Genomic DNA, 18,871 nt, shown 5'->3' on the forward strand with positions numbered 1-18,871 from the left:
GCCATGAACACCATACTTGCCCAACAAATCGCCAATGAAGGCGGCGTCGAAGCCTGGATGATTGCCCAACAGCACAAAAGCCTGTTGCGTTTTTTAACCTGTGGCAGCGTTGATGACGGTAAAAGTACGCTGATAGGTCGTTTGCTGCACGATACCCTGCAAATTTATGAAGATCAGCTCTCTTCTCTGCATAATGACAGTAAACGTCATGGCACGCAGGGAGAAAAACTCGATCTGGCGCTGCTGGTAGATGGGCTGCAGGCTGAGCGTGAGCAGGGCATTACTATTGACGTCGCGTACCGCTATTTCTCCACGGAAAAACGAAAATTTATTATCGCCGACACGCCGGGCCATGAACAATATACTCGTAATATGGCGACCGGGGCGTCCACCTGCGATCTGGCGATCCTACTGATCGACGCGCGTAAAGGCGTGCTGGATCAGACGCGTCGCCATAGCTTTATCTCCACTCTGTTGGGGATCAAACACCTGGTGGTGGCAATCAACAAAATGGATCTCGTTGACTACCGCGAAGAGACCTTCGCCCGTATTCGTGAAGATTACCTGACCTTTGCTGAACAGTTGCCGGGCGATCTGGATATTCGCTTTGTCCCGCTTTCGGCGCTGGAAGGGGATAATGTCGCCGCGCAGAGCGCGAATATGCGCTGGTACAGCGGTCCGACGCTGCTGGAAGTCCTGGAAACGGTAGACATACAGCGTGCGGTAGACCGTCAGCCGATGCGCTTTCCGGTACAATACGTCAATCGCCCGAATCTTGATTTTCGGGGGTATGCCGGCACTCTGGCGTCTGGTAGCGTCAAAGTCGGAGAGCGCATTAAAGTGCTGCCGTCCGGCGTGGAATCCAGCGTGGCGCGTATCGTCACTTTTGATGGCGATAAAGAAGAAGCCTGTGCGGGCGAAGCCATTACCCTGGTACTCAACGACGACATTGATATTAGCCGCGGCGATCTGCTGCTGGCGGCAAACGAGACGCTGGCACCTGCGCGTCACGCCGCGATCGACGTGGTATGGATGGCGGAACAGCCGCTGGCGCCGGGCCAAAGCTACGACGTTAAACTCGCGGGTAAGAAAACCCGCGCGCGTATCGAGGCTATTCGCTATCAGGTTGATATCAACAATCTGACCCAACGAGACGTCGAGAGTCTGCCGTTAAACGGTATTGGTCTGGTAGAGATGACATTCGATGAGCCGCTCGCGCTGGATATTTATCAGCAAAATCCGGTGACGGGCGGACTGATTTTTATCGACCGACTTTCTAACGTTACCGTGGGCGCTGGCATGGTGCGGGAACTGGACGAACGCGGAGCGACGCCGCCCGTGGAATACAGTGCGTTTGAGCTGGAGCTGAATGCGCTGGTACGCCGTCATTTTCCGCACTGGGACGCCCGCGATTTGCTGGGAGATAAACATGGCGCTGCATGATGAGAACGTGGTCTGGCATTCTCATCCCGTTACTGTCGCCGCCCGTGAACAGCTCCACGGCCACCGTGGCGTGGTGCTGTGGTTTACCGGACTCTCCGGTTCGGGAAAATCAACGGTGGCCGGCGCGCTGGAAGAGGCGTTACATCACCGTGGCGTCAGTACCTACCTGTTGGATGGCGATAATGTGCGCCACGGTTTGTGCCGTGATTTAGGCTTTAGCGATGCCGATCGCCAGGAGAATATCCGGCGGGTAGGCGAAGTGGCCAGCCTGATGGCGGACGCCGGTCTGATTGTTTTGACGGCATTTATTTCTCCGCACCGCGCCGAGCGGCAACTGGTAAAAGAGCGCGTCGGCCACGATCGTTTTATCGAGATTTATGTCAATACGCCGCTGGCTATCTGTGAACAGCGCGATCCTAAAGGGTTGTATAAAAAAGCGCGCGCGGGCGAGTTGCGTAACTTTACCGGCATCGACGCCATTTACGAAGCGCCTGACTCGCCCCAGGTTCATCTTAATGGTGAACAATTAGTAACAAATTTGGTTTCCCAATTATTAGACCTGCTGAGACGGCGCGATATTATCAGATCCTGAGACACCACCGGGCTTGTATGCCCGGTATGGTCAAGGTTACAGGATTTAATATGCGTAATAGCCATAACATTACTTTCACAAGGTCAGACGCCTTCATGGTCGACGATGACGCCACCAGTGCATTTCCGGGGGCGGTGGTCGGCTTTGTGTCATGGCTGCTGGCGTTGGGGATCCCTTTTCTGCTTTATGGCCCTAACACGCTGTTTTTTTTCCTCTATACCTGGCCCTTTTTCCTCGCGTTAATGCCGGTATCGGTGATTATCGGCATTGCGTTGCATCTGTTGGTAAAGGGCAAAATACTTTTTAGCATCATGTTTACTCTACTGGCGGTAGGCGCGCTGTTCGGCGCGTTATTCATATGGCTATTAGGGTAGACGGGTTATCACTGCGCCTCCGGTCATAATTCAAACCGTAACCAACAATGAGATTATGTTCTCCTTACTCGGGTATACGTAACATCCGGCAAATGTGGTACATTTGCCGGCGTTGTCGCGGCAATCCCGTCCTGAATGTGGAGTCACAGAGGACGTTATGGGATGATGATGCCGTTTTTCAGGGGGCAGGATGGGTAAACTAACGCTGCTGTTGCTGGCTTTACTGGTCTGGCTACAGTACTCGCTGTGGTTCGGTAAGAACGGCATACATGACTATAGCCGCGTCAACGATGATGTGGTCGCGCAGCAGGCGACAAACGCCAAACTTAAAGCGCGTAACGATCAGCTTTTTGCCGAAATTGACGATCTCAATGGCGGCCAGGAAGCGATTGAGGAGCGCGCGCGCAACGAACTTAGCATGACCAAACCGGGCGAAACCTTCTATCGTCTGGTGCCTGACGCCTCAAAACGCGCGGCAACGGCGGGGCAAACTCATCGATAAACCATCCAGGGATTTAACATGGCAGCCACTTTATTGGACGTTTGCGCCGTGGTGCCGGCTGCCGGATTTGGCCGCCGAATGCAAACAGAATGTCCTAAGCAGTATCTCTCAATCGGTAATAAAACCATTCTGGAGCACTCAGTTCATGCGCTGCTGGCGCATCCTCGGGTGACACGCGTTGTTATTGCTATCAGCCCTGGCGATCATCGCTTTGCCCAACTTCCGTTGGCGAATCACCCGCAAATCACCGTTGTGGATGGCGGCAACGAACGCGCTGATTCCGTTTTGGCCGGGTTGCAGGCCGTTGCAAAGGCGCAGTGGGTGCTGGTGCACGACGCGGCAAGACCCTGTTTGCATCAGGATGACCTTGCGCGGTTGCTGGCTATCAGCGAAAACAGCCGGGTCGGCGGTATCCTCGCCAGTCCGGTGCGCGACACCATGAAACGCGGCGAACCGGGGAAAAACGCTATTGCCCATACCGTAGAGCGCGCCGATTTATGGCACGCGCTCACCCCGCAGTTTTTCCCCCGCGAACTCTTGCATGATTGTCTGACGCGTGCGCTGAATGAAGGCGCGACCATCACCGACGAAGCGTCAGCGCTGGAGTATTGTGGTTTTCATCCGGCGCTGGTAGAAGGTCGCGCGGATAACATCAAGGTCACCCGTCCGGAAGATCTGGCGCTGGCGGAATTTTATCTGACCCGAACCATCCACCAGGAGAAAGCATAATGCGAATTGGACACGGTTTTGACGTACACGCGTTTGGCGGAGAAGGGCCGATTATCATTGGCGGCGTGCGTATCCCTTATGAAAAAGGGCTATTGGCGCATTCCGATGGCGATGTGGCGTTACATGCGCTGACCGATGCGCTGCTGGGTGCGGCGGCGCTTGGCGATATCGGCAAGCTCTTCCCGGATACCGATCCGGCATTTAAGGGAGCGGATAGCCGCGAACTACTGCGTGAAGCCTGGCGTCGTATTCAGGCGAAGGGGTACACCCTCGGCAACGTAGATGTCACCATTATTGCGCAGGCGCCGAAAATGCTGCCGCATATTCCGCAAATGCGCGTCTTTATCGCCGAAGATCTCGGCTGCCATATGGATGATGTTAACGTGAAGGCGACGACGACGGAAAAGCTCGGATTTACCGGACGCGGAGAAGGCATTGCCTGCGAAGCGGTCGCGTTGCTGATGAAGGCGGCGAAATGACAGAGTTTGACAATCTCACCTGGCTGCACGGAAAACCACAAGGTAGCGGATTGCTGAAAGCGAATCCGGAAGATTTTGTGGTGGTTGAAGATTTAGGCTTTACGCCGGATGGTGAAGGCGAGCACATTCTGCTGCGTATTTTGAAAAACGGTTGCAATACCCGTTTTGTCGCTGACGCGCTGGCGAAATTCCTGAAAATTCACGCTCGCGAAGTGAGCTTTGCCGGGCAAAAAGATAAACACGCCGTTACCGAGCAGTGGCTGTGCGCGCGCGTGCCGGGGAAAGAGATGCCCGATTTCAGCGCCTTTCAGCTGGAAGGTTGTAAAGTGCTGGAATACGCGCGTCACAAGCGTAAGCTGCGTTTAGGCGCGCTGAAAGGCAATGCCTTTACGCTGGTGTTGCGTGAAATAAGCGATCGCCGCGATGTCGAAACGCGATTGCAGGCGATTCGCGATGGCGGCGTGCCGAACTATTTTGGCGCACAGCGATTCGGCATTGGTGGCAGCAACTTGCAGGGCGCGCTGCGCTGGGCGCAAAGTAACGCGCCGGTGCGCGATCGCAATAAACGCAGTTTTTGGTTGTCGGCGGCACGTAGCGCGTTGTTTAATCAAATTGTTCACCAGCGGCTGAAGAAACCAGACTTTAATCAAGTTGTTGACGGCGATGCGCTACAATTAGCGGGGCGTGGAAGCTGGTTCGTCGCGACATCTGAAGAACTGCCTGAATTGCAGCGCCGGGTAGACGAAAAAGAGCTGATGATTACAGCATCGTTGCCGGGCAGCGGAGAGTGGGGAACACAGCGTGCGGCGCTGGCGTTTGAGCAAGATGCCATTGCCCAGGAAACGGTGTTGCAATCGCTGTTGCTGCGCGAAAAAGTAGAGGCGTCGCGCAGAGCGATGCTGCTTTATCCGCAACAATTAAGCTGGAACTGGTGGGATGACGTTACCGTCGAGTTACGTTTCTGGCTGCCCGCAGGCAGTTTTGCCACCAGCGTAGTAAGGGAACTGATCAACACAATGGGTGATTATGCGCATATTGCTGAGTAACGATGACGGGGTTCACGCGCCCGGTATACAAACGCTGGCGAAAGCGCTGCGTGAGTTTGCTGATGTACAGGTCGTAGCCCCGGATCGTAACCGCAGCGGCGCGTCTAATTCCCTCACGCTGGAATCTTCGCTTCGTACTTTTACCTTTGATAATGGCGATATCGCCGTACAGATGGGGACGCCGACCGATTGCGTCTATCTGGGCGTTAATGCCTTAATGCGTCCGCGTCCGGATATTGTCGTTTCCGGTATTAACGCGGGTCCGAATCTGGGCGATGATGTGATCTATTCCGGTACAGTCGCCGCGGCGATGGAAGGTCGTCATCTCGGCTTTCCGGCATTAGCGGTCTCCCTTAACGGCTATCAGCATTATGATACGGCTGCAGCCGTGACTTGCGCGCTTTTGCGAGGGTTAAGCCGGGAGCCGTTGCGTACCGGGCGTATTCTCAACGTGAATGTCCCGGATCTACCGTTAGCGCAGGTTAAAGGTATCCGCGTGACTCGCTGCGGTAGCCGCCATCCAGCGGATAAAGTAATCCCGCAGGAAGATCCGCGCGGTAATACATTGTACTGGATTGGCCCGCCGGGCGATAAATACGATGCCGGGCCGGATACCGATTTCGCGGCGGTGGATGAAGGCTACGTCTCCGTCACGCCGTTGCATGTGGATTTAACCGCGCACAGCGCGCATGATGTGGTTTCAGACTGGTTAGACAGCGTGGGAGTTGGCACGCAATGGTAAGTGGACGTGTACAGGCTCTTCTTGAACAATTGCGCGCGCAGGGCATCAGAGATGAGCTGGTGCTTAATGCGCTTGCTGCAGTGCCGCGCGAGAAATTTATTGATGAAGCGTTTGAACATAAGGCCTGGGAAAATATCGCTTTGCCGATAGGCCAGGGTCAGACGATTTCGCAGCCCTATATGGTGGCGCGAATGACGGAACTGCTCGAACTGACGCCGCAATCCAGGGTGCTGGAAATTGGCACCGGTTCCGGCTATCAGACGGCGATTCTGGCGCATCTGGTACATCACGTTTGCTCCGTTGAGCGGATTAAGGGGCTGCAATGGCAGGCGCGCCGCCGCCTGAAGCAGCTCGATTTACATAATGTTTCTACCCGTCATGGCGATGGCTGGCAAGGCTGGCAGGCGCGTGCGCCGTTTGACGCTATCATTGTGACGGCCGCGCCGCCGGAAATTCCTACCGCGCTCATGGCACAGTTGGATGAAGGCGGCATTCTTGTTCTGCCCGTGGGCGATGAGCAGCAGTTTTTGAAACGCGTGCGTCGCCGGGGCGGCGAATTTATTATCGATACCGTGGAGGCCGTTCGCTTCGTCCCGTTAGTCAAGGGAGAGCTGGCCTAGTTTGCCCTGCAAACACCCACTCTTACGCCTGATGAAGCCGAAACGAATACCTGGAGTTTTCCTGGTTATTCCCGGTGGGTTAAGCGTATCGTGAACACATTTTCCCGTGTTCACTTAATGCGTTGCACGGTTCTTACGTCACTGGTTGTTAACCAAATTTTTTCCTGGGGGATAAATGAGCGCGGGAAGCCCAAAATTCACCGTTAGTCGCATTGCGGCACTATCACTGGTTTCACTATGGCTGGCAGGTTGTACCAGTTCGTCAAACCCTCCGGCGCCGGTCACGTCTGTGGACAGTGGTTCGTCATCAAATACCAATTCCGGGATGTTGATCACACCGCCGCCAAAAATGGGCACGACGACGCAACAAACGCCGCAACAAGCGCCGCAAATTCAACCCGTTCAGCGTCCTGTAACGCAGCCCATGCAAACTCAACCGGTCGCGGAACAGCCCGTGCAGATGGAAAATGGGCGAATCGTATACAATCGCCAGTATGGGAATATTCCGAAAGGTAGCTATACGGGTGGCAGTACTTACACCGTGAAAAAGGGGGATACGCTTTTTTACATCGCCTGGATTACCGGGAACGATTTCCGCGATCTGGCCCAGAGAAACAGTATTCCTGCCCCGTATAGCCTGAATGTAGGGCAAACTTTGCAAGTTGGTAACGCATCCGGTACGCCAATTACTGGCGGAAATGCGATCACCCAGGCGGATGCAGCACAGCAAGGAGTTGTGACCAGGTCTGCACAAAATTCCACCGTTGCAGTTGCGTCTCAACCAACAATTACGTATTCTGAGGGCTCAGGTGAACAAAGTGCTAACAAAATGTTGCCAAACAACAAGCCTGCTGGGACGGTTGTCACAGCGCCTGTAACGGCACCAACGGTAAGCACGACCGAACCAAATGCAAGCAGTACGTCAACCAGCGCGCCGATTTCCGCATGGCGCTGGCCGACGGATGGCAAAGTGATCGAAAACTTTGGCGCTTCCGAAGGGGGCAATAAAGGGATCGACATTGCAGGCAGTAAGGGACAGGCTATCGTCGCAACCGCTGATGGGCGCGTCGTATATGCCGGTAACGCGCTGCGTGGTTACGGTAATCTTATTATCATCAAACATAACGATGATTACCTGAGTGCCTACGCCCATAATGATACGATGCTGGTCCGGGAACAACAGGAAGTTAAGGCGGGGCAAAAAATCGCTACTATGGGTAGCACCGGCACCAGCTCTACACGCTTGCATTTTGAAATTCGTTACAAGGGGAAATCCGTAAACCCGCTGCGTTATTTACCGCAGCGATAAAGCGGCGGAACCAGGCTTTGACTTGCTAGTTCCGTCAAGGGATCACGGGTAGGAGCCACCTTATGAGTCAGAATACGCTGAAAGTTCATGATTTAAATGAAGACGCGGAATTTGATGAGAACGGAGTAGAGGCTTTTGACGAAAAAGCCTTGAGTGAAGAGGAACCCAGTGATAACGACCTGGCTGAAGAAGAGCTGTTATCGCAAGGGGCCACACAGCGTGTGTTGGACGCGACTCAGCTTTACCTTGGTGAGATTGAGTATTCACCACTGTTAACAGCCGAAGAAGAAGTCTATTTTGCGCGTCGCGCACTGCGTGGAGATGTCGCTTCTCGCCGTCGCATGATTGAGAGTAACCTGCGTCTGGTGGTAAAAATTGCCCGCCGTTATGGCAATCGTGGACTGGCGTTGCTGGACCTGATTGAAGAGGGCAACCTGGGGCTTATCCGTGCAGTTGAGAAGTTTGACCCGGAACGCGGGTTCCGCTTCTCAACATACGCAACTTGGTGGATTCGCCAGACAATCGAACGGGCGATTATGAACCAAACCCGTACGATTCGCTTGCCGATTCACATTGTTAAAGAGCTGAACGTATACCTGCGCACCGCACGTGAGTTGTCGCATAAACTGGACCACGAACCGAGTGCGGAAGAAATTGCAGAGCAACTGGATAAACCGGTTGATGACGTCAGCCGTATGCTTCGTCTCAACGAGCGCATTACCTCGGTAGACACCCCGCTGGGCGGTGATTCCGAAAAAGCGTTGCTGGACATCCTGGCCGATGAAAAAGAGAACGGTCCGGAAGACACCACGCAAGATGATGATATGAAACAGAGCATCGTCAAATGGTTGTTCGAACTGAACGCCAAACAGCGTGAAGTGCTGGCGCGCCGTTTCGGTCTGCTGGGATATGAAGCTGCGACACTGGAAGATGTAGGCCGTGAAATCGGTCTTACGCGTGAACGTGTTCGTCAGATTCAGGTTGAAGGCCTGCGCCGTCTGCGCGAAATTCTGCAGACGCAGGGGCTGAATATCGAAGCGCTGTTCCGCGAGTAAGTACCCTTGTCAAAAAAAGGCCAGTCGACAGACTGGCCTTTTTTTTACCGTTTGTCTTCTGCCAGCAGCGGCGGGATACTCGGCACCATTGGCGCGTTATCAATATCTTTTTGCGTCATGCGAAACGCTTGTGGATAGTGTTCGCGGCTGGTACGACGTAACGGTTCGGTATCGCGCCAGGTATACAGACAATGCTGACACTGATATACCGTCCAGACTCCTTTTACCGGCGAAGTCGCCATGAGTTCAATATGTGCATCGGCACAGCGTGGACAAATCATCGGTTACTCCTTATTTACGGTTGGCCAGCATGGCGGTCAGCTTTTCAGCCCAGGCTTTAGTTTCCGGTAAATCAACAACCGGCTGGCTATAGTGACCACGGTTATCTGGCGCAACCGGCGTGGTGGCGTCAATGATCAGCTTGTCGGTAATCCCCGCCGGGCTTGAGCCCGGATCCAGTTCCAGGACGGACATATTCGGTAGCTGTACCAGATCGCCTGCCGGATTCACTTTCGACGACAACGCCCACATCACCTGTGGCAGATTGAATGGATCGACATCTTCATCGACCATGATCACCATCTTCACATATCCCAGACCGTGCGGCGTCGTCATCGCTCGCAGGCCCACCGCACGGGCAAAGCCGCCGTAGCGTTTTTTGGTTGAGATGATGGCCAGCAGGCCGTGGGTGTACATGGCGTTTACCGCCTGCACTTCCGGAAATTCGGCTTTCAACTGTTGATACAGTGGCACGCAGGTCGCCGGCCCCATCAGGTAGTCGATTTCCGTCCACGGCATCCCCAAATAGAGCGATTCAAAAATGGGTTTGCTGCGGTAAGAGACCTTATCGATACGCACCACGGTCATGTTGCGACCGCCGGAATAGTGGCCGGTAAATTCGCCGAACGGTCCTTCAATTTCACGTTTACGGCTTTCGATGACCCCTTCAAGAATGACTTCAGATCCCCACGGCACATCAAAACCGGTCAGCGGCGCGGTGGCGATAGGATAGGGGCTTTCACGCAGCGCGCCTGCCATTTCATACTCTGACTGATCGTATTTCAGCGGCGTTGCGCCCATCAGGGTAATGATCGGATCGTTACCCAACGTGATCGCAATCGGCAGATCTTCGCCACGCTCTTCAGCTTTGTGCAGGTGCAATGCGATATCATGCATCGGCACTGGTTGCAGACCCAGCTTACGCTTGCCTTTAACTTCCATACGGTAGATACCGACATTCTGCTTGCCGAAGTTATCGGGATCGAGCGGATCGCGTGATACCACACAGGCTTTATCCAGATAGAATCCGCCGTCGCCGTCGTTCAGACGAAACAGCGGCAGGATATCAAACAGGTTGATTGCGTCGCCGTCGACGGTATTTTCCGCCCAGCCCGGATTCGCCCGTCGTTCCGGTGCTACCGGAAAATTGTCCCAGCGGCGAATAAATTCATCGATCTGTTTTTTAACCGGCGTGTTAGGCGGCAAACCCAGTGAGATGGCATGGTTCTGCCAGGAACCGATGGTATTCATCGCCACGCGGGCGTCGGTAAAACCACGAATATTGTCAAACCACAGCGCGGGCGCGCCATCGCCGATTCGTCCCGTTGCGTTGGCAGCGGCGGCGAGATCCGGCTCCGCATTCACTTCCTCGCTGATTTTCAGCAGTTGTCCCTGCTGATCCAGCGCATGTAAAAAACTGCGCAAATCATCAAATGCCATTATCCATTCTCCTGTGAAAAATTTGCTGCCTGTCGCAGTCCTTGCCAGCGACGCGCGCGCGTATGCTCCAGACCAAACTGGTCGAGAACGCGCGCTACGATGTGCTGGATAATATCGTCAACGGTTTGCGGCAGGTTGTAGAACGCGGGCATGGGCGGCACTATCGCCACCCCCATACGAGAAAGCGCAAGCATGTTTTCCAGATGAATCGTGCTGAGCGGCATTTCCCGCGGTACAAGCACCAGCTTGCGACCCTCTTTCAACACGACATCGGCAGCGCGTCCCACCAGCCCCTCGGCATAGCCGGCGCGAACTCCCGCCAGTGTTTTCATACTGCAGGGGATAATAATCATGCCGTCGGTACGAAATGAGCCGGAGGAAATGGTCGCCGCCTGATCGGCCGGGCTATGACAATAATCTGCCAGGGCGGCTACCTCAGCGGGCGTGTAGGGCGTCTCCAGTTCAATAGTGGTTTTCGCCCACTTTGACATCACCAGATGCGTTTCAACATCAGGTATCGCCCGCAATGCCTGGAGTAGCTCGACGCCAAGCGGCGCGCCGGTCGCACCGGTCATCCCCACAATCAATCTCATTTCTTACCTCAAATATCGTTCGTATACGAACATTTTGATCAAAATACGCCCACACGGCCTTTGCGACAAGATCGCTCCCGACGCCTGCGCACGTTTAGCTAAAGCATTCGTCATTAAAAAACCGTGCATAAGTCGTTATGATAGAAAAAGTTAATTTATCCGGAGCGCTCATGGAGTTACGAAACACCGCGTTTCATCTGTTACGCCAACTTTTTCAGCAACATACCGCACGCTGGCAGCATGAACTACCGGAGCTCACCAAACCTCAATATGCGGTGATGCGCGTTATTGCTGAACATCCGGGTATTGAACAGGTCGATCTGACCGAAGCGGCGGTCAGCACTAAAGCGACGCTGGCGGAGATGTTAAGCCGGATGGAAAATCGTGGACTGGTAAAGCGAGAAAACGATCCGCTGGATAAACGTCGGCGTTTTGTCTATCTCACCGTTCAGGGCCAAACGTTGCTCGCCGCCGCGATACCACTGGGGGATCGCGTTGACGATGAGTTTTTGGGGCGACTGAGCGCTGAAGAACGCGAACAGTTTACGCAACTGGTACGCAAGATGATGACGTAAGCGGCTTGCGCCGCTTTGCTATTGTTTGGCCATCAGCAGTGAGATATCCACTTTGGCCAGCGCCCGAATTGCGCTTTCCGGCAGGCCGTCATCGGTGACGATTTGGTTGAATTCCGCCAGCGGTAACGCCAGCCATGTAGCGACCTGGCCGTATTTGGTCGCGTCGCACACCAGAATTTTTTGGCGGCTGGCGCTGGCGACGGCCCGTTTCACCGTGACTTTATCTTCTGCCGGCGTTGAAATACCGCGCACGCTCCAGGAAGAGGCGGAAATAAAGGCCTGGTCAATCATCAACCCGCGCAAGAGCGTCGCCGCGGCTTCACCGACGCACGACCGGTTTTCCCGGCATACCGCCCCGCCAGTGTGAATAATTGTGCAATCGCTATTGTCCATCAGGTAATCGGCGATGACGAAATCATTCGTCACCACCGTAAGTTTATTCATCGTAACCAGCTGCCTGGCGATCGCCAGCGTGGTAGTACCTGCATCAAGGTAGATACAGCTTTCTGGCTGTACCAGGCTGGCGGCCAGTTTGCCAATCGCCGCTTTCTGCGGCGTCGCCAGTTCGGTTTTGATCTGATGCGAGGGTTCGTGCGCCACGCGAGTCGATGATTGCACGCCGCCAGAGACCTGGATTACCGCGCCTTGCTGCTCCAGTTTTTGTAAATCACGGCGGATAGTCATGTGGGATACATGCATGCGCTCGGTCAGTTCAGCGATACTGACGATGCCTTTCTCCGCCACCATATCAAGAATGATTTGTCGACGCTCAGTAGGTATCAACGTCTGCTCCTTTCTTTAGTCCTGTCGCGATTTTACGCGATTTCTCGTCACAGCGTGTGAAGTTCTATGAGGATTGCCTTCACAAAAAATAACACATTTTGTTATTTTTTGTGAAACAACTCACCGCAATTGTTTACAAAAACGCCTATATTCACATAACAAAACATAATATCACGTAAATTAACATGGAGTGATAATGACAACAGGAACTGATTTTCATGTCGGCATTGTGGGGCTTGGCTCAATGGGAATGGGCGCTGCGCGTTCATGCCTGCGCGCCGGGCTTTCCACATGGGGGGCCGATCTTAACCCGCAAGCGTGCGCGAATCTTCTCGCTGAAGGGGCTTGTGGGGCTGCCGCCAGCGCCAGGGAGTTCGCCGGCGTCGTGGATGCGTTAGTCATTCTGGTCGTCAATGCCGCCCAGGTCAGACAGGTGTTATTCGGTGAGGATGGCGTCGCCCATCTGATGAAACCCGGAAGCGCGGTGATGGTTTCGTCTACGATCTCAAGCGCCGACGCGCAAGAGATCGCCGCGGCGTTGACGGCATTGAATCTTAATATGCTGGATGCGCCGGTTTCCGGCGGCGCGGTAAAAGCGGCGCAGGGCGAAATGACGGTGATGGCCTCCGGGAGCGAGGCGGCGTTTACCCGCCTGAAGCCTGTGCTGGACGCCGTTGCCAGCAACGTTTATCGCATCAGCGATACGCCGGGCGCAGGCTCAACCGTCAAAATCATTCATCAACTGCTGGCTGGCGTGCATATTGCGGCGGCGGCCGAAGCGATGGCGCTGGCCGCGCGGGCCGGTATTCCTCTGGACGTGATGTATGACGTCGTGACCCATGCCGCCGGAAACTCCTGGATGTTCGAAAACCGTATGCAGCATGTCGTTGATGGCGACTATACCCCGCGTTCGGCCGTCGACATTTTTGTCAAAGATTTGGGGCTGGTTGCCGACACGGCGAAAGCGTTGCGCTTCCCCTTACCGCTGGCCTCTACGGCGTTAAATATGTTCACCAGCGCCAGTAACGCCGGTTATGGCAAAGAGGATGACAGCGCTGTGATCAAAATTTTCTCAGGGATTACTCTGCCTGGCGTCACGCCTGAGGAGCCGTCATGTTAAAAATTGGCGTCATTGCCGATGATTTTACCGGCGCGACCGACATCGCCAGTTTTCTGGTCGAAAACGGGATGCCGACAGTGCAGATCAATGATGTCCCAACCGGGACGCAACCGGAAGGGTGCGACGCGGTGGTTATCAGCCTGAAAACCCGCTCATGCCCGGCGCAAGAGGCGATAAAACAATCGCTGGCGGCGCTGGTATGGCTGAAAAAACAGGGCTGCCAGCAAGTCTATTTCAAATATTGCTCGACTTTCGATAGTACCGCTGAAGGCAATATCGGCCCGGTCACCGATGCGCTGATGGTGGCGCTGGATACCTCATTTACCGTGATTTCTCCCGCGCTGCCGGTTAACGGACGCACGGTTTATCAGGGCTATCTGTTTGTCATGAACCACTTGCTGGCGGAGTCCGGTATGCGCCACCACCCTATCAATCCGATGACCGACAGCTACCTGCCGCGTCTGATGGAAGCGCAGGCGCAAGGGCGCTGCGGCGTTATTCCGGCTCAGACGCTTGATGAAGGCGTTGCCGCGACCCGTGCGGCGCTGTCGCGTTTACAGCAGGAAGGATATCGCTACGCGGTACTTGACGCGCTCAATGAGCGGCACCTGGAAATTCAGGGCGAGGTTTTGCGTGATGCCCCGCTGGTGACTGGCGGTTCCGGGCTGGCAATGGGGCTGGCGCGTCAGTGGGCGAAGCACGGCGTTTCTCAGGCCCGTTCCGCAGGCTATCCGCTGAGCGGTCGTGCGGTGGTGCTTTCCGGTTCCTGTTCGCAAATGACGAATCAGCAGGTGGCCTTCTATCGACAACATGCTCCCACACGCGACGTTGACGTGGCGCGCTGCCTGTCATCCGAGACGCGCGAGGCCTACGTCGAAGCGCTGGCGCAGTGGGTGCTCAGTCAGGACAGCGAACTGGCGCCAATGATTAGCGCCACCGCCTCCACGCAGGCGCTGGCCGCCATCCAGCAGCAATATGGCGCTACCGAAGCCAGCCATGCGGTAGAGGCGCTCTTTTCCCTGCTGGCCGCTCGCTTAGCGGAAGGCGGTATCACCCGGTTTATCGTGGCGGGCGGCGAAACCTCGGGCGTGGTGACGCAAAGCCTCGGTATTACCGGTTTTCACATTGGACCGTGCATTTCACCCGGCGTGCCGTGGGTCAACGCGCTCCATGCGCCAGTCTCACTGGCGCTAAAGTCAGGCAATTTTGGCGATGAATCCTTTTTCATCCGCGCTCAAAGGGAGTTTCAGATATGACGACACTGGCAAAAGAAGAGCACGCTTTGCGAGAAGAGATGGTCAGGATAGCCGCCTCGTTTTTCCAGCGCGGCTATGCCACCGGCTCGGCAGGCAACCTCTCGCTGTTACTGCCGGACGGCAATATTCTGGCGACGCCCACCGGTTCGTGTCTGGGTAATCTCGACCCGCAGCGGCTATCCAAAGTGGACCCGCAGGGCGAATGGCTCAGTGGCGATAAACCGTCTAAAGAGGTGCGTTTTCATCTGGCATTGTATCGCAATAACCCTTGCTGCAAGGCCGTGGTACATCTGCACAGCACCTGGTCAACGGCGCTTTCCTGTCTCGAAGGGCTGGACCCGCAAAATGTGATTCGCCCGTTTACCCCCTATGTGGTGATGCGGATGGGAGACATTCCGCTGGTTCCCTACTATCGCCCGGGGGATGACCGAATTGCCCGCGATTTGGCTGCGCTGGCGGCCCGGCATCAGGCCTTTTTACTGGCTAATCATGGGCCGGTCGTGTGCGGGGAGAATTTGCAGGAAGCCGCTAATAATACCGAGGAGCTGGAAGAGACGGCAAAGCTGATTTTTATCCTTGGCGAACGCCCGATTCGTTATTTAACCACCGAAGAAATTGCGCAGTTAAGGAGATAACCCGATGCCGCGTTTTGCCGCCAATTTGTCGATGATGTTTACCGAAGTGCCGTTTATCGAGCGTTTTGCCGCCGCTGCCGAAGCCGGTTTTCAGGCCGTTGAGTTTTTGTTCCCCTACGGCTTTGCTGCCAGCGAGATTAAAGCCCAGCTATCGCGTCATGATCTGACGCTGGCGCTGTTTAATACTTCGGCGGGCGATACCGCGGCGGGCGAGTGGGGACGCGCCGCGCTACCGGGGCGCGAACACGACGCGCGCGCCGATATCGATCTGGCTCTGGAATACGCTCTGGCGCTGGAATGTGAGCAGGTTCACATCATGGCGGGCGTAGTGCCGGATGGCGCTGATGGCGCACGTTATCGCGCCACGTTTATCGATAATTTGCGTTATGCCGCCGACCGGTTTGCCGCCCACGATAAACGTATTTTGATCGAAGCGCTGAGTCCCGGCGTTAAACCCTGCTACCTCTTTTCCAGCCAATATCAGGCGCTGGGCATCGCAGAAGAGGTTGACCGTCCGAATGTGTTCATCCAACTCGACACTTTCCACGCGCAAAAAGTGGATGGCAATTTGAGTCACCTGATTCGCGAGTACGCGGGCCGCTATGCCCATGTACAAATCGCCTCGCTACCGGACAGACATGAACCGGATGATGGCGAGATCAACTACCCGTGGCTGTTCCGGCTGTTCGATGACGTAGGTTATCGCGGCTGGATAGGCTGCGAATACCAACCACGGAATACCACTCAGGACGGGCTTGGCTGGTTTAACGCCTGGCGCTAACCCTGAACTACCCTACACAACAATAAAGAGGACATCCGGATGCAGATTATCATTACCGGCGGGGGCGGCTTTTTAGGCCAGAAACTCGCAAGCGCCTTATTAAACTCATCGCTGGCGTTTAACGAACTGCTTCTTGTTGATTTAAAAATGCCTGCACGGTTATCAGATTCCCCTCGTTTACGCTGTCTGGAGGCTGACTTAACCCAGCCGGGCGTGCTGGAGAATGTGATTACCGCTAATACCTCTGTTGTTTATCATCTCGCTGCGATTGTCAGCAGCCATGCGGAAGACGATTTCGATCTGGGATGGAAAGTTAACCTGGATCTTACCCGCCAGTTACTTGAGGCGTGTCGTCGGCAACCGCAGAAAATTCGTTTTGTCTTCTCCAGCTCGCTTGCCGTTTATGGCGGTACGCTGCCGGAATGCGTCACCGATACCACCGCGCTCACGCCGCGCTCGTCTTATGGCGCGCAGAAGGCCGCCTGTGAACTGTTGGTCAACGATTATACCCGCAAAGGCTATGTGGATGGGCTGGCGCTGCGTTTGCCGACGATCTGTGTTCGCCCGGGTAAACCAAACCGCGCCGCTTCTTCTTTTGTCAGTGCGATTATTCGTGAACCGTTGCAGGGCGAGACGACCATCTGCCCGGTGTCGGAAAGTTTGCGGCTGTGGATTTCCAGCCCGGCGACGGTGATCCATAACCTGTCGCTGGCCGCAACGTTACCCGCGCCTGGCGAGGCGAGCAGCATCAACTTACCGGGGATCAGCGTAACCGTGGGCGAGATGCTGGAAACGTTGCGTCAGGCGGGCGGCCAGGCGGCGCGCGATCGGGTTACGCATCAGCGCGACGAAGGTGTCGAGAAAATTGTCGCCTCCTGGCCGGGACGTATCGATAACCAGCGTGCGCTGGCGTTAGGTTTTGTCGCCGATAAACGTTTCGATGACATTATCGAACGCTTTCGACAAGATGATATGGAGGGGAGGTCATGACAAGTTTACCGACCCCAATTATCGGCCTGATCGTTGCCGTTTTCGTGCTGGTATGGCTGGTGTTACGCACCCGTGTTCATGCGCTGATCGCGATGCTGGCGGCGGCCTGCATCGCCGGTCTGTTGGGGGGAATGGGCATTGATAAAACGCTCTCTGTCATCACCAGCGGATTCGGTACGACGCTGGGCAGCATTGGCCTGGTGATTGGTCTCGGCGTAATGATGGGGCGCTTGCTGGAGGTTTCCGGCGCGGCGGAGCGTATCGCCTGGAGCTTTATCAAATGGCTGGGGAAACGCCGTGAAGAGTGGGCGCTGGCGATCACGGGTTATATTGTCAGCATCCCCATTTTCGTCGATTCCGCTTTTGTCATTCTTTATCCTGTGGCGAAAGCGCTGGCGAAAAGCGGTAAGCGTTCGCTACTGACGCTGGGCGTCGCGCTGGCGGGCGGGCTGGTGGTCACTCACCATACGGTACCTCCCACGCCCGGTCCGCTGGGGGTAGCCGGAATTTTTAACGTCGACATCGGCGCAATGTTATTGACCGGGATGGCGCTGGCGGTGCCCTGTGTGATCGGCATTGTGTTCTATGCGCAGTGGCTGGATAAGCGCTACCCTGATTTCGTGCCGCGCACGCTGAACGCCGATGAAGTCAATGCCGCGCTGGAGCAGTACAATAAAGAGAAAGAGCAAAAGGATCTGCCGAGCCTGACGCTCTCTCTGCTGCCTATTGTGGTGCCGATCGTGCTGATCTTCCTGAAGGCTATCTGTTCCACCCTCGCCACCATAGAAGGATGGTCCGGCCTGGCGACGCATCCGGTGGTACAGGCAATCAACTTTGTAGGAAGTCCAGTGATCGCGTTGGCCATCAGCGTTCTGCTGGCGGTGTATACGCTGGTGCCGCGTATGGATAAACATACCACCGCAGAGCGTCTGGAAGAGGGCTTGCAAAGCGCCGGGATTATCTTACTGGTCACGGGCGCTGGCGGCGCGTTGGGCGCGATCCTGCGCGATAGCGGCGCGGGGCAACAGCTAGCGGAGCAGGTTGCCAACCTGCCGATCTCGCCGATCCTGATCCCGTTTATCGTGGCGACGTTGGTACGCCTGATTCAGGGATCGGGGACGGTGGCGATGATCACTGCCGCCTCGATTTCCGCGCCGATCCTGGCGCAGATCCCCGGCATCAATATGTTGCTTGCCGCTCAGGCCGCAACGATGGGGTCGCTGTTCTTCGGCTACTTCAACGATAGCCTGTTCTGGGTGGTTAACCGCATGATGGGCGTCTCTGATGTCAAACAGCAGATGGTGGTTTGGTCTGTACCGACGACCATTGCCTGGGCGATTGGCGGCACCGGCGTGGCGCTGATTAACCTGCTGTTTGGTTCCGGCGGCAGTTGGCTCGATCCGTTACTGCCGATCGTCGTTCTGGCGGCAATTATGCTGTGGGTGCGTTGGCAGGCGCAGGGGATCAAAGACAAGCTGGTAGTTAAGGATTAAGACGGTATTATCCGTCCGGGAGCGCAATGCTCCCG

23 protein-coding genes are annotated in these 18,871 nt (G+C 55.4%); 18 read left to right on the forward strand and 5 right to left on the reverse strand.

Annotated features, from left to right (window positions below; genetic code table 11):
- Window positions 1-3 precede the first annotated feature (3 nt).
- The 9 genes from cysN (at window position 4) to OLG56_RS04570 (ending at window position 6,527) form a co-directional block, all read left to right on the forward strand.
- Window positions 4-1,443, forward strand: a complete 1,440-nt coding sequence (cysN, locus tag OLG56_RS04530) for a sulfate adenylyltransferase subunit CysN (RefSeq protein WP_023254081.1) — start codon at window positions 4-6, stop codon at window positions 1,441-1,443.
- On the forward strand, window positions 1,430-2,035 hold the full coding sequence (gene cysC / locus OLG56_RS04535; RefSeq protein WP_001173659.1) for an adenylyl-sulfate kinase: 606 nt from the start codon (window positions 1,430-1,432) through the stop codon (window positions 2,033-2,035). The genes cysN and cysC overlap by 14 nt, the downstream gene beginning before the upstream one ends.
- Window positions 2,036-2,085: 50 nt before the next feature.
- Window positions 2,086-2,409, forward strand: a complete 324-nt coding sequence (locus OLG56_RS04540; RefSeq protein WP_001537530.1) for a DUF3561 family protein — start codon at window positions 2,086-2,088, stop codon at window positions 2,407-2,409.
- 190 nt (window positions 2,410-2,599) lie between these two features.
- A complete protein-coding gene (gene ftsB / locus OLG56_RS04545; RefSeq protein ID WP_000517480.1) occupies window positions 2,600-2,911 on the forward strand; it encodes a cell division protein FtsB in 312 nt (103 codons plus the stop codon).
- 18 nt (window positions 2,912-2,929) lie between these two features.
- Window positions 2,930-3,640, forward strand: a complete 711-nt coding sequence (gene ispD, locus OLG56_RS04550) for a 2-C-methyl-D-erythritol 4-phosphate cytidylyltransferase (protein WP_000741649.1) — start codon at window positions 2,930-2,932, stop codon at window positions 3,638-3,640.
- Window positions 3,640-4,119, forward strand: a complete 480-nt coding sequence (ispF, locus tag OLG56_RS04555) for a 2-C-methyl-D-erythritol 2,4-cyclodiphosphate synthase (RefSeq protein ID WP_001219244.1) — start codon at window positions 3,640-3,642, stop codon at window positions 4,117-4,119. Before ispD ends, ispF begins: the two co-directional genes overlap by 1 nt.
- Window positions 4,116-5,165 carry a tRNA pseudouridine(13) synthase TruD gene (truD, locus tag OLG56_RS04560; RefSeq protein ID WP_000134246.1) on the forward strand — a complete coding sequence of 350 codons (1,050 nt, stop codon included), beginning with the start codon at window positions 4,116-4,118 and terminating at the stop codon, window positions 5,163-5,165. Before ispF ends, truD begins: the two co-directional genes overlap by 4 nt.
- The gene (gene surE / locus OLG56_RS04565) at window positions 5,146-5,907 is read left to right on the forward strand and encodes a 5'/3'-nucleotidase SurE (RefSeq protein WP_001221538.1); all 762 of its coding nucleotides are present in this window, start codon (window positions 5,146-5,148) and stop codon (window positions 5,905-5,907) included. The genes truD and surE overlap by 20 nt, the downstream gene beginning before the upstream one ends.
- Window positions 5,901-6,527, forward strand: coding sequence for a protein-L-isoaspartate(D-aspartate) O-methyltransferase (locus OLG56_RS04570; RefSeq protein WP_000253542.1), 627 nt, complete (start codon window positions 5,901-5,903; stop codon window positions 6,525-6,527). Before surE ends, OLG56_RS04570 begins: the two co-directional genes overlap by 7 nt.
- Window positions 6,528-6,665: 138 nt before the next feature.
- Here the strand turns inward: OLG56_RS04570 and OLG56_RS04575 are convergent, their stop codons facing one another.
- Window positions 6,666-6,824, reverse strand: coding sequence for a peptidase (locus OLG56_RS04575; protein WP_223148970.1), 159 nt, complete (start codon window positions 6,822-6,824; stop codon window positions 6,666-6,668).
- Here OLG56_RS04575 and nlpD point away from each other — a divergent pair.
- Window positions 6,754-7,836 carry a murein hydrolase activator NlpD gene (gene nlpD / locus OLG56_RS04580; RefSeq protein ID WP_223152175.1) on the forward strand — a complete coding sequence of 361 codons (1,083 nt, stop codon included), beginning with the start codon at window positions 6,754-6,756 and terminating at the stop codon, window positions 7,834-7,836. The two genes, OLG56_RS04575 and nlpD, sit on opposite strands and share 71 nt — an antisense overlap.
- Window positions 7,837-7,898: 62 nt before the next feature.
- Complete coding sequence (rpoS, locus tag OLG56_RS04585) at window positions 7,899-8,891, forward strand: RNA polymerase sigma factor RpoS (RefSeq protein ID WP_266027650.1); 993 nt, start codon at window positions 7,899-7,901, stop codon at window positions 8,889-8,891.
- 44 nt (window positions 8,892-8,935) lie between these two features.
- On the opposite strand, the gene OLG56_RS04590 is transcribed toward rpoS, so the two are convergent.
- From OLG56_RS04590 to OLG56_RS04600, 3 genes are read right to left on the reverse strand one after another with little or no spacing between them, the layout of a single operon-like run.
- Entirely contained in the window at window positions 8,936-9,172 is a 237-nt protein-coding gene (locus OLG56_RS04590; protein WP_000562967.1) for a non-oxidative hydroxyarylic acid decarboxylases subunit D, read from the reverse strand.
- Window positions 9,173-9,182: 10 nt separating this feature from the next.
- Entirely contained in the window at window positions 9,183-10,610 is a 1,428-nt protein-coding gene (locus OLG56_RS04595) for a non-oxidative hydroxyarylic acid decarboxylases subunit C (protein ID WP_000863168.1), read from the reverse strand.
- Complete coding sequence (locus OLG56_RS04600; protein WP_001237180.1) at window positions 10,610-11,203, reverse strand: non-oxidative hydroxyarylic acid decarboxylases subunit B; 594 nt, start codon at window positions 11,201-11,203, stop codon at window positions 10,610-10,612. The genes OLG56_RS04595 and OLG56_RS04600 overlap by 1 nt, the downstream gene beginning before the upstream one ends.
- 170 nt (window positions 11,204-11,373) lie before the next feature.
- On the opposite strand from OLG56_RS04600, the gene OLG56_RS04605 reads away from it, so the two are divergent.
- A complete protein-coding gene (locus tag OLG56_RS04605) occupies window positions 11,374-11,778 on the forward strand; it encodes a MarR family winged helix-turn-helix transcriptional regulator (protein WP_000423338.1) in 405 nt (134 codons plus the stop codon).
- Window positions 11,779-11,796: 18 nt separating this feature from the next.
- Here the strand turns inward: OLG56_RS04605 and ygbI are convergent, their stop codons facing one another.
- Window positions 11,797-12,561, reverse strand: coding sequence for a DNA-binding transcriptional repressor YgbI (gene ygbI, locus OLG56_RS04610; RefSeq protein ID WP_000613179.1), 765 nt, complete (start codon window positions 12,559-12,561; stop codon window positions 11,797-11,799).
- Window positions 12,562-12,757: 196 nt separating this feature from the next.
- Here ygbI and ltnD point away from each other — a divergent pair, with 196 nt between their 5' ends.
- From ltnD to OLG56_RS04640, 6 genes are read left to right on the forward strand one after another with little or no spacing between them, the layout of a single operon-like run.
- On the forward strand, window positions 12,758-13,681 hold the full coding sequence (ltnD, locus tag OLG56_RS04615) for an L-threonate dehydrogenase (RefSeq protein ID WP_000206958.1): 924 nt from the start codon (window positions 12,758-12,760) through the stop codon (window positions 13,679-13,681).
- The gene (gene otnK / locus OLG56_RS04620) at window positions 13,675-14,937 is read left to right on the forward strand and encodes a 3-oxo-tetronate kinase (RefSeq protein ID WP_061377578.1); all 1,263 of its coding nucleotides are present in this window, start codon (window positions 13,675-13,677) and stop codon (window positions 14,935-14,937) included. The genes ltnD and otnK overlap by 7 nt, the downstream gene beginning before the upstream one ends.
- The gene (otnC, locus tag OLG56_RS04625) at window positions 14,934-15,572 is read left to right on the forward strand and encodes a 3-oxo-tetronate 4-phosphate decarboxylase (protein ID WP_000209068.1); all 639 of its coding nucleotides are present in this window, start codon (window positions 14,934-14,936) and stop codon (window positions 15,570-15,572) included. The genes otnK and otnC overlap by 4 nt, the downstream gene beginning before the upstream one ends.
- A gap of 4 nt (window positions 15,573-15,576) precedes the next feature.
- Complete coding sequence (locus tag OLG56_RS04630; RefSeq protein ID WP_061377577.1) at window positions 15,577-16,353, forward strand: HPr family phosphocarrier protein; 777 nt, start codon at window positions 15,577-15,579, stop codon at window positions 16,351-16,353.
- A gap of 39 nt (window positions 16,354-16,392) precedes the next feature.
- A complete protein-coding gene (gene denD / locus OLG56_RS04635; protein WP_001165727.1) occupies window positions 16,393-17,343 on the forward strand; it encodes a D-erythronate dehydrogenase in 951 nt (316 codons plus the stop codon).
- The gene (locus tag OLG56_RS04640; protein ID WP_000202719.1) at window positions 17,340-18,836 is read left to right on the forward strand and encodes a GntP family permease; all 1,497 of its coding nucleotides are present in this window, start codon (window positions 17,340-17,342) and stop codon (window positions 18,834-18,836) included. The genes denD and OLG56_RS04640 overlap by 4 nt, the downstream gene beginning before the upstream one ends.
- The last annotated feature ends 35 nt before the right edge of the window (window positions 18,837-18,871 follow it).

The sequence above is a fragment of the Salmonella sp. 2018103 genome, from assembly GCF_026247685.1.
Classification (GTDB): Bacteria; Pseudomonadota; Gammaproteobacteria; order Enterobacterales; family Enterobacteriaceae; genus Salmonella; species Salmonella enterica.

What these genes read in the sequence shown, in the direction of transcription:
- otnK (WP_061377578.1), top strand. Translation starts at nt 13,675, where the DNA reads ATGTTAAAAATTGGCGTCATTGCCGATGATTTTACCGGCGCGACCGAC.
- ispF (WP_001219244.1), top strand. Translation starts at nt 3,640, where the DNA reads ATGCGAATTGGACACGGTTTTGACGTACACGCGTTTGGCGGAGAAGGG.
- OLG56_RS04605 (WP_000423338.1), top strand. Translation starts at nt 11,374, where the DNA reads ATGGAGTTACGAAACACCGCGTTTCATCTGTTACGCCAACTTTTTCAG.
- ftsB (WP_000517480.1), top strand. Translation starts at nt 2,600, where the DNA reads ATGGGTAAACTAACGCTGCTGTTGCTGGCTTTACTGGTCTGGCTACAG.
- denD (WP_001165727.1), top strand. Translation starts at nt 16,393, where the DNA reads ATGCAGATTATCATTACCGGCGGGGGCGGCTTTTTAGGCCAGAAACTC.
- cysN (WP_023254081.1), top strand. Translation starts at nt 4, where the DNA reads ATGAACACCATACTTGCCCAACAAATCGCCAATGAAGGCGGCGTCGAA.
- OLG56_RS04640 (WP_000202719.1), top strand. Translation starts at nt 17,340, where the DNA reads ATGACAAGTTTACCGACCCCAATTATCGGCCTGATCGTTGCCGTTTTC.
- OLG56_RS04570 (WP_000253542.1), top strand. Translation starts at nt 5,901, where the DNA reads ATGGTAAGTGGACGTGTACAGGCTCTTCTTGAACAATTGCGCGCGCAG.
- cysC (WP_001173659.1), top strand. Translation starts at nt 1,430, where the DNA reads ATGGCGCTGCATGATGAGAACGTGGTCTGGCATTCTCATCCCGTTACT.
- ispD (WP_000741649.1), top strand. Translation starts at nt 2,930, where the DNA reads ATGGCAGCCACTTTATTGGACGTTTGCGCCGTGGTGCCGGCTGCCGGA.
- OLG56_RS04595 (WP_000863168.1), bottom strand. Translation starts at nt 10,610, where the DNA reads ATGGCATTTGATGATTTGCGCAGTTTTTTACATGCGCTGGATCAGCAG.
- truD (WP_000134246.1), top strand. Translation starts at nt 4,116, where the DNA reads ATGACAGAGTTTGACAATCTCACCTGGCTGCACGGAAAACCACAAGGT.
- ltnD (WP_000206958.1), top strand. Translation starts at nt 12,758, where the DNA reads ATGACAACAGGAACTGATTTTCATGTCGGCATTGTGGGGCTTGGCTCA.
- OLG56_RS04630 (WP_061377577.1), top strand. Translation starts at nt 15,577, where the DNA reads ATGCCGCGTTTTGCCGCCAATTTGTCGATGATGTTTACCGAAGTGCCG.
- rpoS (WP_266027650.1), top strand. Translation starts at nt 7,899, where the DNA reads ATGAGTCAGAATACGCTGAAAGTTCATGATTTAAATGAAGACGCGGAA.
- OLG56_RS04540 (WP_001537530.1), top strand. Translation starts at nt 2,086, where the DNA reads ATGCGTAATAGCCATAACATTACTTTCACAAGGTCAGACGCCTTCATG.
- OLG56_RS04590 (WP_000562967.1), bottom strand. Translation starts at nt 9,172, where the DNA reads ATGATTTGTCCACGCTGTGCCGATGCACATATTGAACTCATGGCGACT.
- OLG56_RS04600 (WP_001237180.1), bottom strand. Translation starts at nt 11,203, where the DNA reads ATGAGATTGATTGTGGGGATGACCGGTGCGACCGGCGCGCCGCTTGGC.
- surE (WP_001221538.1), top strand. Translation starts at nt 5,146, where the DNA reads ATGCGCATATTGCTGAGTAACGATGACGGGGTTCACGCGCCCGGTATA.
- otnC (WP_000209068.1), top strand. Translation starts at nt 14,934, where the DNA reads ATGACGACACTGGCAAAAGAAGAGCACGCTTTGCGAGAAGAGATGGTC.